The organism is Cyclobacterium sp. 1_MG-2023 (genome assembly GCF_030546805.1).
In the GTDB taxonomy this organism is placed as follows: Bacteria; Bacteroidota; Bacteroidia; order Cytophagales; family Cyclobacteriaceae; genus Cyclobacterium.
The window spans coordinates 205,840-221,057 of record NZ_JAUOPC010000004.1 but is presented as its reverse complement, the minus strand read 5'-3'; the positions used below and the strand labels follow the sequence as shown (position 1 = coordinate 221,057).

Below are 15,218 nucleotides of genomic sequence, written 5' to 3'. Positions count from 1 at the left end.
TACAACCAACTTTTATATCTATGATTAAGAAAATCATTGAAAGGCCTGTTCTGGCTTCTGTTATATCGATATTAATAATTATCGCAGGGCTTATTAGTTTAATGCGATTGCCGGTGACGAGGTTTCCGGACATTGCCCCCCCCAGTGTGCGGGTGGGAGTTAGCTACCCCGGCGGAAACGCAGAGACAGTAGCGAAGTCTGTGCTTCTTCCTTTGGAAGAGGCAATAAATGGGGTTGAGAACATGACCTATATTCGCTCTAAAGCCACCAATTCCGGCCGAGGAAGTATCAATATATTTTTCAAGCCGGGTACTGATCCGGATATTGCAGCCGTCAACGTACAAAATAGTATTTCCCGAGAAATTGGTGAGCTCCCACCAGAGGTTATCCAAGAAGGAATCTCAGTGGTGAAAAGGCTAAGCGGTAATATCATGACCATCAATATTATCGCCGAAGGTGAAAACTCACCCTATAATGAAACTTTTATACAGTCCTATTCAAGGATTAATGTAAAAAGGGAATTGTTAAGGGTTGAAGGGGTAGCCCAAGCTTCATTTGTAGGTAGAAGAACCTATGCCATGAGGGTATGGCTAAACCCTGAGAAACTGGCTTTGTATGGACTGGTTCCACAAGACATTACGGATCAAATCAATGACCAAAACTTCGAAGCAGCCCCGGGTCGCTTTGGCGAAACATCTGAGGAAATTTTCGAAACCATTATTAAGCATAAAGGCCGGTTTAGTACCCCCGAGGAATATGAGAATATCGTTATCAAATCCAATAAAGACGGGTCCATACTATATCTGAGAGACATTGCCCGTGTAGAGTTGGGGGCTTCCAATCTAGGCAGTGACAACACCGTAAATGGCCAGGCAGCTGCCACGATAAACATTACTCAGACCAGTGATTCCAATGCCAAGGAAATTGATCAGAATATAAGGGAAGTAATGGAGCGAATTTCTAAAAACTTCCCTGAAGGAATTACTTATGAAATATCCTATTCTGTAAGAAACCAAATTGATGAATCTATTAATCAGGTAGTTTTAACAATTATAGAGGCTTGTATATTGGTTTTTATTGTTGTGTTTGTCTTTTTACAGGATCTGAGATCCACCATTATTCCTGCCATTGCCATTCCTGTTTCACTGATAGGTACTTTTTTCTTTTTACAACTATTGGGTTTTTCAGTAAATGTATTGACCATGTTTGCCTTGGTTCTTGCCATAGGGATTGTGGTTGATGATGCCATTGTGGTCGTAGAGGCTGTTCATCATAAGATGACCCATAGTAAATTGCCTGCAAATAAAGCCACAGTATCTGCCATGAATGAAATCTCTACAGCCATTATCTCCATAACCATTGTGATGGCTGCAGTTTTCGTACCTGTTGGCTTTATGGAAGGGCCTGTAGGTTTATTTTACAAACAATTTGCCTATACCTTAATATTTGCCATCCTTATCTCCGCATTAAATGCACTAACCTTGAGCCCGGTATTGTGTGCCCTGATGCTGAAGCCTGCGAAAGAATTTGAAGATAAAACAGCTAGTAAATTTGGAAGGGTAAAACACAGGGTTTTCACCGCTTTTGAATCCGGATTTGATGCTTTTACGAACAAATACATTGCCTTGGTTACCCAACTTTTAAGGAAAAAATGGATCCCATTAGGTGCATTGGTAGTCCTATTGGCTTTAACGGTATTAATGTTCAGAAGTACCCCTAGCGCGTTCATCCCTTCAGAAGACGATAGTTTCCTCACTTATTCCCTCACCATGCCTCCGGGTTCTTCATTACACAGGACCTCGGGACCAATGCAACAAGTAGACTCTATCCTTAGAAAACACCCTGCGGTAAAAAGTGTCAACAGTATTTCAGGGTTTAATGTAATGGAAAATGCTCCCAGTCCATCATTTGGTATGGGTTATATTAACCTAAAACCCATTCATGAAAGGGGTGAAATTCAGGATATCGAAGCTTTAATAAGCAACCTAATCAGTGAGCTCTCTCATATTCCGGAAGCCGATATTAATGTATTCGCAAGACCTACAGTTCAAGGTTTTGGAGAATTTTCAGGATTGGAAATGATCATCCAAGACCGGGTAGGTGAAGATTTCACCGCATTCAACAATGCCGCTGATAAGTTTATCGCAGAATTAAATGAAAGACCCGAAATCGAAAATGCTTTTACTACCTTCAACGCCAATTTTCCACAATATCAAATGAACATTGATTATGTGAAAGCAAAAAACTTGGGTGTCAGTGTTCAAAATATGATGCGCTCAGTGCAAGCTTATTTTGGTAGGCTACAATCAGGTGATTTTAATCGTTTCGGTAGACAATACAGGATATTTGTTCAGGCTGACATTCCTTATCGAACAGAGAAAAAATCTATGGATGCCATTTTTGTTCGAAATAATCAGGGGGAAATGGTTCCTGTAAACACCATGGTTTCACTTGAGGAAGTCAATGGGCCGGAAATTGTCAACCGGTACAATTTGTTCAACTCCATTACTGTCAATGCTACCCCTGCTGATGGCTACAGTACCGGAGATGCAATGAATGCCATAGAAGAAATTGCTGCCGAACTGCCTACCAATTACAGTTACGAGTGGACCGGAATGAGTTTAGAGGAGAAAAAATCCGGTCTTCAAACGGCAATTATCTTTATTCTTAGCATTGTCTTCGTATTCTTTCTTCTTGCCGCTCAGTATGAAAGCTATTGGTTGCCATTTGCTGTATTGCTGTCCATACCTTGCGGGCTATTAGGTGTTTTTGTCGCCATTAATCTCGCAGGAATAGACAACAATATTTACGTGCAAGTTAGTATTATCATGCTCATAGGTTTACTGGCCAAAAACGCAATATTAATCGTAGAGTTTGCGGCTCAAAAAAGAGCGCAAGGCCTTAGTATTTTTAATGCCGCCGTAGAAGCTGCTCGGTTAAGAATTAGGCCCATCATTATGACATCTTTCGCATTTATCGCGGGCTTGATTCCTTTAATGCGTACCGTAGGAGCCTCTGCTCAAGGTAATAAATCTGTAAGTATTGGGGCAGCCGGAGGAATGCTATTCGGCGTAATTCTTGGAATTTTTATTATTCCTACCCTCTATCTGATCTTCCAGACTTTACATGAAAAAACAAGCAGAAGATTAAGTAAAAACAAGCCCGTAGAAGCCTAAAAAATTGAAAATTATGCCATTAAAACATAAAATAAAACCCAGTACCTACGTCTCGCTTTCATTCATTGTGGTGGCGATGATGACAATCTGGGGTTGTAAATCAGGAGAAAATTATGTGCAGCCGGACTTGAATCTTCCGGCTGCATTTAAATCCCTCTCAGGCGATCAATCGGACAGCTCTAAAAATGACACTACCAATATTGGGAAACTGGCATGGAGAGAGTTCTTTGAAGACAGCACCTTGGTGCAATTGATCGATAAAGGATTAAAAAACAACCTATACCTCCAACAAGTACAAAAAGAAACGGAAATTGCCAGTGAAGGCTTTAAACAGTCGAAGGCCAATTTTTTACCTCAGCTTACCGCCATTTTAGAAAAAAGAGATGAAAGGTATTCTGAGAACTCCTCCACAAGAGAAAATGTCAAATACTATGAGGATAGGGAGATTCCCAACCAATGGTATCTTGCCAGAGCCAATAACCTCGCAGCTGTTCAATCCAGCTGGGAAATTGACTTGTGGGGAAAACTCAGAAGATTAAAAGAGGCCAATCAAGCTCAATTGAGGCAAAGGGAAGCTTACACTAAGGCCGTGGAAACAGATTTGGTTGCAGAAATCGCAACTTCCTACTATAGGCTGCTTATGCTTATGGAACAAAAACAAGTGGCTGAATACAATTTAAGGTTGAATGATTCTACGCTCAGCATTGTAAATCTCCAGTTCAGGGCCGGCGAAGTTTCTTCTTTGGCCATCACCCAAACAGAGTCCCAAAAACTTATTTCTGCTTCCTTGGTACCCCAAATTGAGCGGGAATTAGCGGTGCAAAAAAACAGGTTAAACGAATTATTGGGTGAATACCCTAAAGATTCCTTGGAGGTTCTCAGGGGATTAGGTGACACCAGGTTGCTAAGTGAAATTGCTGTGGGTGTTCCTTTTGAGCTTATTCAAAACCGACCGGACGTTAAAGCCGCTGAATTGGCTTTGATAGAAGCAAATGCTCGGGTGGGGGTTTCTCAAGCAATGCGCTACCCTTCTTTGTCTTTGAGTGCACAGTTAGGGTATGATGCAATAAATTTCTCAGATGTTGTGAATCCCGGCTCTTTGTTTGGATTGTTTGTAGGTTCACTTACCCAGCCCATCTTCCAAAACAGAAAGTTGAAAACCAGGTATAGAATCTCATTATCGGAAAGGGATATCGCCGAGCTTTCCTTCCGAGAAAAAGTTTTACAAGCTGTTGCAGAAATTTCTAACGGGATGGTTACCATACAAAAACTTGAAGAAGAATATGCCCTGGCAGAAAAACGATTAATTAATGCTAGGAAAGCGGTAAAAGAATCTTATTTATTGTTTAGCAGTGGCTATGCCACCTATTTGGAGGTTATAAATGCCCAAAGTAATGCTTTGGATAGTGAACTATACATGGTAGACGTGAAAATGCAAATGCTAATTGCCAATATTGAATTGTATAGAAACTTAGGAGGAGGTTGGAAATAAACTACAGAATTAAAGACCTCCTAAGGAAGAACTTCAACACCACTTTACCCACATTTGTCACAACCACAACCGGATTGGGCTTTATTGCGCTTCTGAAACCAAGTGCGATAAACCCATCCACCTATTACTGCTATAAACAAACTGAAAACCAATATTTCTTGCCACATAACTAAGAGAAAATTTGATAGGTCGCCAAAGCTCCAAGATAAGCTATAATAGTCATGAAAATGGTCTGTAAGATAGGCCATTTCCAACTTTTGGTCTCTCTATAAACCACAGCCACTGTACTCATACACTGCATGGCCAAGGCATAGAAAACCATTAAAGAAAACCCTGTTGCCCGATTAAATACTTTTTCACCGGTGTCGGCGTGAACTTGTTTTGCTAACTTCTCTCGAATGGTTAATTCGTCTTCCACATCTTCACCTACACTATAGATTGTAGCCACTGTAGCTACAAACACTTCCCTCGCAGCAAATGAGGTCAAAAGTGCAATTCCAATTTTCCAATCATAGCCCAAAGGTCGAATGGCCGGTTCTATGGATTTACCCAAAATCCCTATATAGGACGACTCAAGCTCCTTGGATGCATAAATATTTCTAATTTCATCTTTTTCACTATCAGTTGCCTTCTCTAACATTGCCATTTTCTCAGCTTCTACAGCCTCCATTCTACCGGATGGACCGTAACTGGCCAATACCCACAACACAATTGAAATGGCCAATATCACCTTCCCTGCCTCTAGGACAAATATTTTTGATTTGTTGAACATGGTCAACAATACAGTTTGCCATCTGGGCATTCTATAGATGGGGAGATCCGCCATCAAAAAACTCTTTTCCTTGGTCTTGATAATAAACTTAAGGGCAAGAGCCCCCAATAGCGTGAAAACTGTTCCAAAAAGGTACATGACCAACAAGGCGATGGCCTGTAAATTTATTCCCATCCAGGCTTCATCAGGCACGGTCAATCCAATCAATATAATATAAACCGGTAACCGGGCAGAGCAACTCATCCATGGGGTTACCAAAATGGTGATCAGCCGTTCTTTACTATTACTGATATTTCTACTGGCCATTATACCGGGTATGGCACAAGCCATTCCGGAAATCAATGGTACTACACTTTTGCCATGCAAACCGAAGGGGCGCATGATGCGGTCCATTAAAAAAACAACCCTAGAAAAATACCCTGTATCTTCTAAAAAAGCCAAAAAACCAAATAATAAGGCTATCTGTGGAATAAAAATCACCACTCCCCCAATACCGGTAATGATTCCCTCAGCCAATAAATCGGTGAAAACACCCGGAGGTAAAGTTTCCACCACCCAGCTACTTAAAAAGGCAAAGGTTCCGTCGATTAAGTCCATCGGAGCTTCTGCCCAAGCAAATATGGCTTGAAAAATAAGCAGCATTATTCCTAAAAAGGTTAAATACCCCCATACCGGATGCAAGAAAATAGCATCTAATTTACCATGAAATTCCTTAGGTTTATTGACCCCGGAAAGCACCGATTTTTCCAGCAAAGCATCAATTTTTTTATACCTCTCTGTGGTTTCTTTGGTTTGCTGTTCTTCAGGATCAAAATGAAAGGCATTGGCTTTTTCTTCCAGCCAAACCTTTTTATCCTTTGCCAAGGTAGGATCAAAAGATGAAAATATTAATTGTTGAAAAGCTTGATAAGGTGTTTCAAATCCAAATTTTTCTTGAACCTGCTCCAACAATTCAGGCGAATCCGGCTTGTGAAAAGTTTTTCCTACTACAAACTTATCATCCGTAAACAAGGATTTTACCTCTTCAAGTCCTTCATTGTTTCTGGCATCTGTCATGACCAAAGGGACTCCAAAGGCTTGGTACAAGGCAAAAGTCTTGATAGACAAACCTCTTTTTTCTGCCAAATCCTTCATATTGATTACAAAGGCTATTGGAATACCCAAATCCATTACTTGAGTTCCGAGCAGAAGGCTTCTTTCTAGGTTACATGCGTCCAATATCACAAGAGCTGCATCAGGCTTCTCTTCTCCTTGTCCATTTAGTACCTTATGTGCGATGACCTCATCTTCAGATTTTGGCAATAAACTATAAGTACCCGGCAAATCTATCAGCTCAAATCTTTGCTCACCCTTATGAAAATAACCAACCATTTTGTCGACGGTCATTCCCGGGTAATTGCCGATTTTTTGATTTAAGCCTGTGAGTTGGTTAAATATACTGGACTTCCCTACATTAGGATTACCTATTATGGCAATTCTTCTCGTTCCCAATCGTTCTGCTATTTCCATTCGCTATTCTGCTTTTAAATGAATCAGATCAGCTTCTTCTACCCTTAGGGCAAGGATGTTACCATCAATAATAAAGGCCATTGGGCCATTAAAAGGCGCTTTTTTTAACAAGCTGATCTTTTTACCGGGCAAAACTCCCATTTCCATCATCCTTACCAGCAGGTTAGAATTGGCAATACTGGAAATTTCGTGCACTGAGTTGTTTTTAAGTCCTGCTGCAGTCATAGGAATTTGATTTTTAAGGCTTATCTGCATCTTTGATTTCAATCCGCAATTTTAACATATTTTTCTCGTAAAAATAAGGATTTCAGCCTTTATTTAGATTGAATAAATTATATCTATTTCAAGGTAATAACCAAAAAACTTGGGTCAGAAGTTCGATAAAAGTCAAACCAATTAAAAATAAATCTAAATAGGGTCTATAGCAATGGTTATAAACTCCTGTGTACTAATAATTACTATTAAATTGTAAAGTTAATGGCTAGGGGTTTACTTGGCTAGAATCAAAATTTGTCTTAGGTAATTCTTGTCACAAAACTTCTTGTATTAAATTACTAAATTGAAATTAATTGAAACAATGGATCTACGAATGCATTTGAATGTAGAGAATTGGCATGGATTTTCGTCCAATTAAAGCATGCACTTTAATTTAAGAGTAGTAGTGGCAATCAGTAAAGAATTTAAGCCATCAGTATACTTGAATTAATTGATCAGGCATTTGAAGGTTCATATTTAATTTAAAATTAGCTGTTAATTAAAATCTATATCGTTATGTTTTTCGAACGTGTTTATGATAAAAGTTTAGCGCAAGCCAGTTATGTTATCGCTTGTCAGGCTGCCGGAGTAGCAGCCGTAATAGACCCTAAAAGAGATGTGGACACCTACTTAAAAATTGCTGAAGAAAACAATTTTACGATAACTAAAATTTTAGAAACTCATATCCATGCCGATTTTTTATCCGGATCTCGCGAGTTAGCTTCACTTACTGGCGCTGAAATGTACCTTTCTGATATGGGAGATGAAGATTGGCAATATGAATTTCCTCATAAAAAAACCCTTAATGGTGACCATATTGAATTGGGTAACTTAGATTTTGGAGTCGTCTCAACCCCGGGTCATACACCGGAAAGCCTAAGTTTTATCCTGACAGACAAAGCAGCAAGCGATGCCCCGGTCATGATTTTTACCGGAGACTTTATATTTGTTGGGGATGTAGGGAGGCCCGACTTGCTGGAACAAGCTGCAGGCATCAAAGGAAGCCAAGAAATTGGCGCAAGCCAACTCTTTGAATCATTGCAACATTTCCAAGATTTTCAGGATTTTATTCAGGTTTGGCCCGGACATGGGGCAGGATCTGCCTGTGGAAAATCTTTAGGAGCTGTACCTTCCACCACTGTAGGGTATGAGAAAATTAGAAATTGGGCATTTAAATTATTGGATGATAAAGACACCTTCACCAAAACATTATTGGAAGACCAACCTGAACCTCCAAAGTATTTTGCTAAAATGAAACAGCTCAATAAAATTGAGCGAAATTTAATTACGGAAGTTCCGGAGATTAGGCATTTGAACAAAAATGAATTCAAAGAAATTTTACATGGAGAAATGCCCATCGTCGATACCCGAACACCTGAAGCATTTGCAAAAGGTTTTTTAAGCAGAACTTTGAATATTGAAAACAACAATAGCTTCCCTACTTGGATGGGATGGTATATGGATTACGATAAACCATTTGCATTAATTGCCGAGCAGGATGAATTGGAAGATCTTTCAAGGAAATTGATGAGAATTGGGCTAGACAATGCATTTGGCTACATCAGCCCTTCCGAGCTAAAGGAAACCAGTGACCTAGCATTTAATAAAGAAGCACCTATTGATAAAGAAGAAGTAAAAGAGAAAGTTGTCAATCAAAATGCACAAATTATAGATGTAAGGGGTGCCTCTGAATATAAAAAAGGTCACATTGATGGGGCTGAAAACCTATATGTTGGGAAATTGAATGAAAACCTTGATCAGGTAAGTAAAGAACGGCCGGTTATTGTTCATTGTCTATCAGGCAGCCGCTCTGCCATCGCCTATTCTTTACTAAAGGCTAATGGTTTTGAGAATGTCTATAATTATTCCGGCGGCTGGCAGGACTGGCAGCAGCATTAAACCAACGGTTTTTGGCCAAAACCAGTCCCCAAACTAAATGTTCTTTTAAGCAAGCGAAGAATTATTTTGTTTATTGTATTTAAAATAAGAATTGGTTAATTGCAAGTTGATACCTCTATCAAATCATGCCTTAAATTTGGTATGATTTGATTTATTTAGACATTCAATAGCAATGAAAACTACCCTACAAGAACTTGCCCAAGAGCTGGCTGCATTGGAAGCCTCACTAATTGAGGTTACCCATGAGTTTGATGTTTACCTGGACCAGATACCTGTTGACCAGAGAGTTGCCGCCACCAACCTGATTAAGTATTTATATTTCAGGAGCAAAGACAGAAAATCTCTCCAAGAGAAGCTTCATTTTTATGGTTTTTCAGCGCTTTCCAATTCAGAGAATCACCTACACAGGCAAGTGCAAACCATAAGGCAACGTTTAGGCCATACTTATGCAGAAGGGGAACTTAATCCATGCACTTATAAATTTAGCCGAAAACGACTAGAACAAAACAGTAAATTACTATTCGGAAAGCAAGCTCAAGCCAAAATGCCGACTGTAATGGTCACATTTGCTACAGATTTTGCTGATAACCCTGAACTTATAGAAAGGCTTTTATTGAATGGCATGCAAGTCGCCCGAATCAATTGTGCCCATGACGATCAGGAGGTTTGGCAGAAGATGATAGATCAGGTCAGAGCTGCTGAGGAAAAAACCGGCCTATCCTGCAAAATATATTTTGACCTTGCAGGGCCAAAGATCAGAACCAGTCTCTTGGCCAAGGGTAAGGAAGAAGGTAAAGTGAAAGTTGAAGAAGGGGACGAAATCTGGTTGGCAGAAAGTAAACAAGATTTTTCAGCTGAAGACATTGTCATAAGCCCCAATGAAAAAGGTATTATTCCCTCTCTTCAAGAGGGCCATCGCGTCTTCATTGACGATGGCGAAATAAGTGGTGTTGTCACAAGGGCGATGAAAGGCAAAGCAGCAGTAAAATTAGAAAGGGTAGCCGCCAAAAAAGGGAAAATTAAATCAGAAAAAGGAATCAATTTTCCCGACTCCCCCTTGAGCATCCCATCCCTTACCGACTATGACAAGGATTGTCTTCCTTTTATCACAGCACATGCTGATTTATTGGGCTATTCTTTTGTAAAAACGCCCGGTGACATCACCAAATTAAATAATGAACTTAAAAAATTAAAACTAAAAAAACAGCCTGCCATCATCCTCAAAATAGAAACCCCGGAATCAGTAAAAAATTTACCGGCTCTATTGTTTGAAGCAATGAAAACACCACCATTTGGAATCATGATTGCGAGAGGAGATCTGGCCGTAGAAATAGGTTTTGGAAGAATGGGTGAAATTCAGGACCAAATTTCATGGATTTGTGAAGCAGCCCATGTACCGGTGGTCTGGGCCACACAAGTTTTAGAGAAACTCCAAAAATCCGGCATGCCTACCCGTTCGGAAATCACTGATGCTGTACAAGCTTCTCTTGCTGAATGCATCATGATCAACAAAGGAAACCATACCATAAGGGTCCTGAAAACATTGAAAGAAATAATGCAAAGAACAGCCGGACACAGAACCAAAAAAAGGTTTATTTTCCGCCCCTTAAGCATTGCCATTGATTTTATTGAATCAAAAAACATCTACAACATCTTACCAAAAGCCGAGGAAAAGTAATTTTAAGTCCTGACCCAAAAGGTATTTTTTATGGAATTCACTATTCCTTAAACAGTACAGTGCAGGATACCTTTGAAACAAAAATCATTTACATTTAGTCCCAAACAAAAATAAAATAAACCCATGAGGACATTGACTTTTTGGACCTTACTTTCTTTAATCTTTTGCATCAATGCAAGGGCTGAGTCAGACTTAACACCAGAATATTTAAGGTGTGAATACCTTGAAAACCCTTTTATTGACGAAAAAAAACCACGATTAAGCTGGATTTTAACTTCTGAGATTAGAAATCAATACCAAACTGCTTATAGAATTTTAGTTGCTAGCAAAGTTGAACTTTTGGAACCCGGAAAAGCAGACCTATGGGATTCAAAAAAAACCATGGGGGACATTACTTCTCAGGTGGTCTATCAAGGGAAACCCCTCCAATCTCGACAGAAATGTTACTGGAAAGTGCAGAGCTGGGACAATAAAGGGCAAGCCGGTAAGTGGAGTAATATTGCTACCTGGGAAATGGGACTTCTCGATGAAAATGATTGGCAAAGTGAGTGGATAGGAAAGGATTTTTCAGCCAATACCCAACCCATTCCTTATAAAAACAAAGAATTATTCTTACCCCCCTCTCCTATTTTAAGGAATAAAATCAAACTGCCCAATAAAGTAGCCAAAGCACGCTTATATGTCACCTCACTGGGTTTATATGAATACAAAATCAATGGCAAAAAAGTAGGAAAAGACTTTCTTGCTCCCGGCTGGACTGATTATAACAAAAGACTGTATTACAATGCTTACGATGTGACACAAGAGCTGAATCAGGGAGATCATGTGCTACAAGCCACACTTTCACCGGGCTGGTACAGTGGCTATATTGGATATGCATTATTGATTGGCAATCCTGTCGTCAGGGCCTTTTATGGCGACACTCCTGCACTTAAAGCACAGTTAGAAGTCACCTATAGCAATGGAGAAACAGCCATTTTTGCCACCAATGCCCAATGGAAAGCTACTACCGGTGGGCTTTTAGAATCAGACATTCTTCATGGGGAAACCTTTGATGCCAGAAAAGTCCCTGAAGGTTGGAGCCAAACAAGCTTTAATGACGAGTCCTGGGAAAATGCAAGCATTATAAATGGCGGCAAGCGTAATTTACAATTATACCCTGCTCAACCGGTTCAAGTTACTGAGCTTATCAAACCTATTGAAATCCATAAAAAAGAAAATGGTAATTATATTTTCAATATGGGGCAAAATTTTGCGGGTTTGGTTAAACTAAAAGTAAAGGGAAAAGCAGGTGACAAAGTAGTATTAAAGTTTGGGGAAATGTTGCACCCAGACGGCAGGTTGATGGACGAAAACCTTCGAATGGCTAGGGCAACAGATACCTATATCCTCAAGGGAGATCCTGAGGGAGAGGAATGGACCCCTGCATTTACTTACCATGGCTTTCAGTATGTAGAAGTCAGTGGATTTCCTGGCAAGCCTACAGAGGAAAATATCACAGGTTTAGTACTTGGCTCAAATACACCTAGAGTTGGTCGGTTCGAGACAGACCACCCTATGGTCAACCAATTGTACAAAAACATTGTTTGGACACAACGTGCCAATTTTGTGGACATCCCTACAGATTGTCCCCAAAGAGATGAAAGAATGGGATGGACAGGAGATGCCCAAACCTATGCCGGAACGGCGGCCATCAATATGGATGTCTCTGCTTTTTTCACCAAATGGATTCAGGATCTTCATGATGCGCAATGGGAATATGGAGCCTATCCTGATTATGCCCCCGCTCCCCCGGTGAGGAGTACAGATACCTATGCTCCGGGATGGATGGAAGCAGGTATTATCAACCCATATGAGCAATTTAAGGCTTATGGTGACACGAGAATTATTGAATCGGGCTGGGAAAATATGGAGAAATTCATGGCTTTTCATCATAAAAAAAGCAAAGGGGCTTACTTGTATCCGGAGGGTTCTTTCGCAGATCTCAATCCCAAAGGGGGATATGGAGACTGGCTCTCTGTAGGTAAAAAAACACCTCCGGACATGTTGGCCACCATGTATTATGGCCATGCTGCCGACCTTATGTCCGAAATGGCCACAGCCATTGGCAAACCGGAAAGAGCCATGCATTATCAAAACTTGGCAAAAAAAATTAAATCAGCATTTGGTGCACATTACCTCAACGAAGAAAACCTAAGGCTCAAGACAGATGCTACAGCTTATGGTGATGGAGCCGGATACGTGGATGGAAAGATGGGGTTTTCAGGAAACACACAAACAGCTTACGCCAATGCAATTTTCTTGGATTTTCTTGATGACAAACAAAAACAAATAGCCGGAAACCACCTGGCTCAGCTCATCCATGAAAATGATGGGAAATTAGCCACCGGGTTTCTTGGTGCCAAGCAACTCTTACCCGCATTGTCGGCAACAGGCCACAGTGACTTGGCTTATCAACTTCTACTCAACGAAGAATACCCTTCTTGGGGATTTGAAATAAAAAATGGGGCCACCACTATTTGGGAGCGGTGGGACAGCTATGTAAAAGACGACCCGGATAAAATGGCCAGCCTAAACAACGGCATGAATTCCTTTAGTCATTATGCTTTCGGTTCAGTTTTTGAGTGGATGTTTCACAATATGGCAGGCATCAAAACCGACGAAGCTGCATACAAAGCCTTTACAATTGCCCCTGAAATACCGAAGGAGGAGATCAATTATGTTGCAGCCAGTCACCAATCCATCCATGGAAATATCAGTAGCTCATGGAAAAAAGTGGGAGAAAAACTCTATATGGAGGTAAGTATCCCTGTAAACACCCAAGCCACGGTGTTTATACCGGCCAAAAGTGAATTGGACATAAGCATGGACGACCAAAGGTTGGACCTATACGAAGACCTGCAGAAGGGTCATTTTTTTGAAGGTAAACAAGTGCTGAAGTTAGGTTCAGGTACTTATCGTTTCGAAAGCACCATAAAGTAAAAGATTCATTAAAACATTAATTGATAAACAGCTGATACATTTGAGCGCATATACCTTCAAACCTATCAGCTAAATTAAGCCCGTCCTGCTTTCATGCCTAAACAGGACGGGCTTAATTTTAAAGGCTGTAAATTGAAATACCGAAGAGACAAGGGATAACAATCCACTCTTCACTCTTCAAAGAATAAAGGAAGTCAAACAATCATTCGACAGACTTTTTCCCAAATATCGGCATCTACCGGAACACCAAGCCGAAGATTTTCTTCTCTTCTAATAAAAGACTGTTCTCCCGGGTAATTAATATCCATTCTATCAAAAACCTTAGACTTCTTCAAATCCGCAATAGTATGCTCAATTTTTTCATCCAATTTCGTTTTAGGGATTCCCATTACCTCAGGGTGAATGCATAAGAAAAACTGGGAGACACCAAATTCCTCTTGCTGCCGACCAATTTCATGTGTAGTCTGCCCATCGGAAAGTCCTGAGGCCAATAGGTCAAGCATCAATGACAATCCTGCTCCTTTCCATAAACCTATAGGCAAGGGAAGCTTCTCAGCAATAACTTCAATGGGGTTTTTACTAAGCTTCCCTTTTGCATCAAAACCTGCTGCATAAGGCAATTGCTCTCCTGATCTTTTATAAATGGCCATTTTACCATAAGAATACTGGGTCATGGCTGTATCTAAAATTACCGCTTTGTTTTTATAAGGAAGGCCTATTACCAATGGGTTGTTGCCTAATTTAGGCTCTTTTCCTCCCCAGGCAGGCATGTTAGGAATTGTATTGGTAAAGCAAATACCGATACATCCTGCTTCTGCCGCCTGCCATCCATAATTTCCTGCCCGCATCCAATGATTGGTATTTCTCAGGGCAACACAGCCCATTCCATTTATAGTAGCCATGGATACAGCCTTTTTCATCGCCAGAGAGGCATTGTACATTCCGGCCCCCAATTGTCCATTCCAGCGCTCCATGATTGGCAAAGAAAATTCTTGTTTGGGCTCTGCTTCCGGAACTACCATCCCCTTATCCACCTGCTCTAAAAACGCCGGGAAACGATTCAATCCATGAGAGGCCACTCCATCAAGACTCGCCATGGCAAAAAGCTCAGCACAAATTTTAGCCTTCTGAGCCTCAAAACCACGCTGAATTAAGATATTGGCAAAAGTGGTTTTTAAAATTTCAAATGGGATTCTATTGATAGTGTCCATATTGGTATAGGGTATAAATAATTTTTGAATAAAGTAAGCAATTTTACCGGCCGAAAAAACCCACTTTCCAATTTTCCCCACAAGGAAGAATTAGCCATTAAAATATTTCTTAATTCATCCCTACCGGCCCTTCAAAAAATCTCAACCTAACCCCCATAAAATGAACGGATTAATCAGTCAGCTATTTAATTTTCCCCTAAATCCAATTGCCTTTATAAAAAATAAATTTAACATTTCATTATCT

General features: G+C 40.3%; 8 protein-coding genes. 5 read left to right on the top strand and 3 right to left on the bottom strand.

Translation table 11 applies throughout. From position 1 onward, the window contains the following. Positions 1 to 20 precede the first annotated feature (20 nt). Both Q4534_RS07595 and Q4534_RS07590 read left to right on the top strand, forming a co-directional pair. Positions 21 to 3,176 carry an efflux RND transporter permease subunit gene (locus tag Q4534_RS07595; protein WP_303612564.1) on the top strand — a complete coding sequence of 1,052 codons (3,156 nt, stop codon included), beginning with the start codon at positions 21 to 23 and terminating at the stop codon, positions 3,174 to 3,176. A 13-nt stretch (positions 3,177 to 3,189) separates the two neighbouring features. After that, positions 3,190 to 4,668 (top strand): efflux transporter outer membrane subunit, encoded by a 1,479-nt coding sequence (locus Q4534_RS07590; RefSeq protein ID WP_303612563.1) that lies wholly within the window; start codon positions 3,190 to 3,192, stop codon positions 4,666 to 4,668. Positions 4,669 to 4,837: 169 nt separating this feature from the next. On the opposite strand, the gene feoB is transcribed toward Q4534_RS07590, so the two are convergent. Both feoB and Q4534_RS07580 read right to left on the bottom strand, forming a co-directional pair. After that, positions 4,838 to 6,949: a ferrous iron transport protein B gene (gene feoB, locus Q4534_RS07585; protein ID WP_303612562.1), complete on the bottom strand. Its 2,112-nt coding sequence runs from the start codon at positions 6,947 to 6,949 to the stop codon at positions 4,838 to 4,840. 3 nt (positions 6,950 to 6,952) lie between these two features. Beyond that, positions 6,953 to 7,174, bottom strand: coding sequence for a FeoA family protein (locus Q4534_RS07580; protein WP_303612561.1), 222 nt, complete (start codon positions 7,172 to 7,174; stop codon positions 6,953 to 6,955). Positions 7,175 to 7,720: 546 nt separating this feature from the next. Here Q4534_RS07580 and Q4534_RS07575 point away from each other — a divergent pair. The 3 genes from Q4534_RS07575 to Q4534_RS07565 all read left to right on the top strand — a co-directional run bounded on the left by Q4534_RS07575 (position 7,721) and on the right by Q4534_RS07565 (position 13,763). Then, positions 7,721 to 9,103, top strand: a complete 1,383-nt coding sequence (locus tag Q4534_RS07575) for a rhodanese-like domain-containing protein (RefSeq protein ID WP_303612560.1) — start codon at positions 7,721 to 7,723, stop codon at positions 9,101 to 9,103. 172 nt (positions 9,104 to 9,275) lie between these two features. Continuing rightward, entirely contained in the window at positions 9,276 to 10,781 is a 1,506-nt protein-coding gene (locus Q4534_RS07570) for a pyruvate kinase (protein WP_303612559.1), read from the top strand. A 123-nt stretch (positions 10,782 to 10,904) separates the two neighbouring features. Further along, a complete protein-coding gene (locus Q4534_RS07565; RefSeq protein ID WP_303612558.1) occupies positions 10,905 to 13,763 on the top strand; it encodes an alpha-L-rhamnosidase in 2,859 nt (952 codons plus the stop codon). A gap of 194 nt (positions 13,764 to 13,957) precedes the next feature. Here Q4534_RS07565 and yiaK read toward each other — a convergent pair whose 3' ends face one another. Beyond that, positions 13,958 to 14,974, bottom strand: a complete 1,017-nt coding sequence (gene yiaK, locus Q4534_RS07560) for a 3-dehydro-L-gulonate 2-dehydrogenase (protein WP_303612557.1) — start codon at positions 14,972 to 14,974, stop codon at positions 13,958 to 13,960. Positions 14,975 to 15,218: the final 244 nt, after the last annotated feature.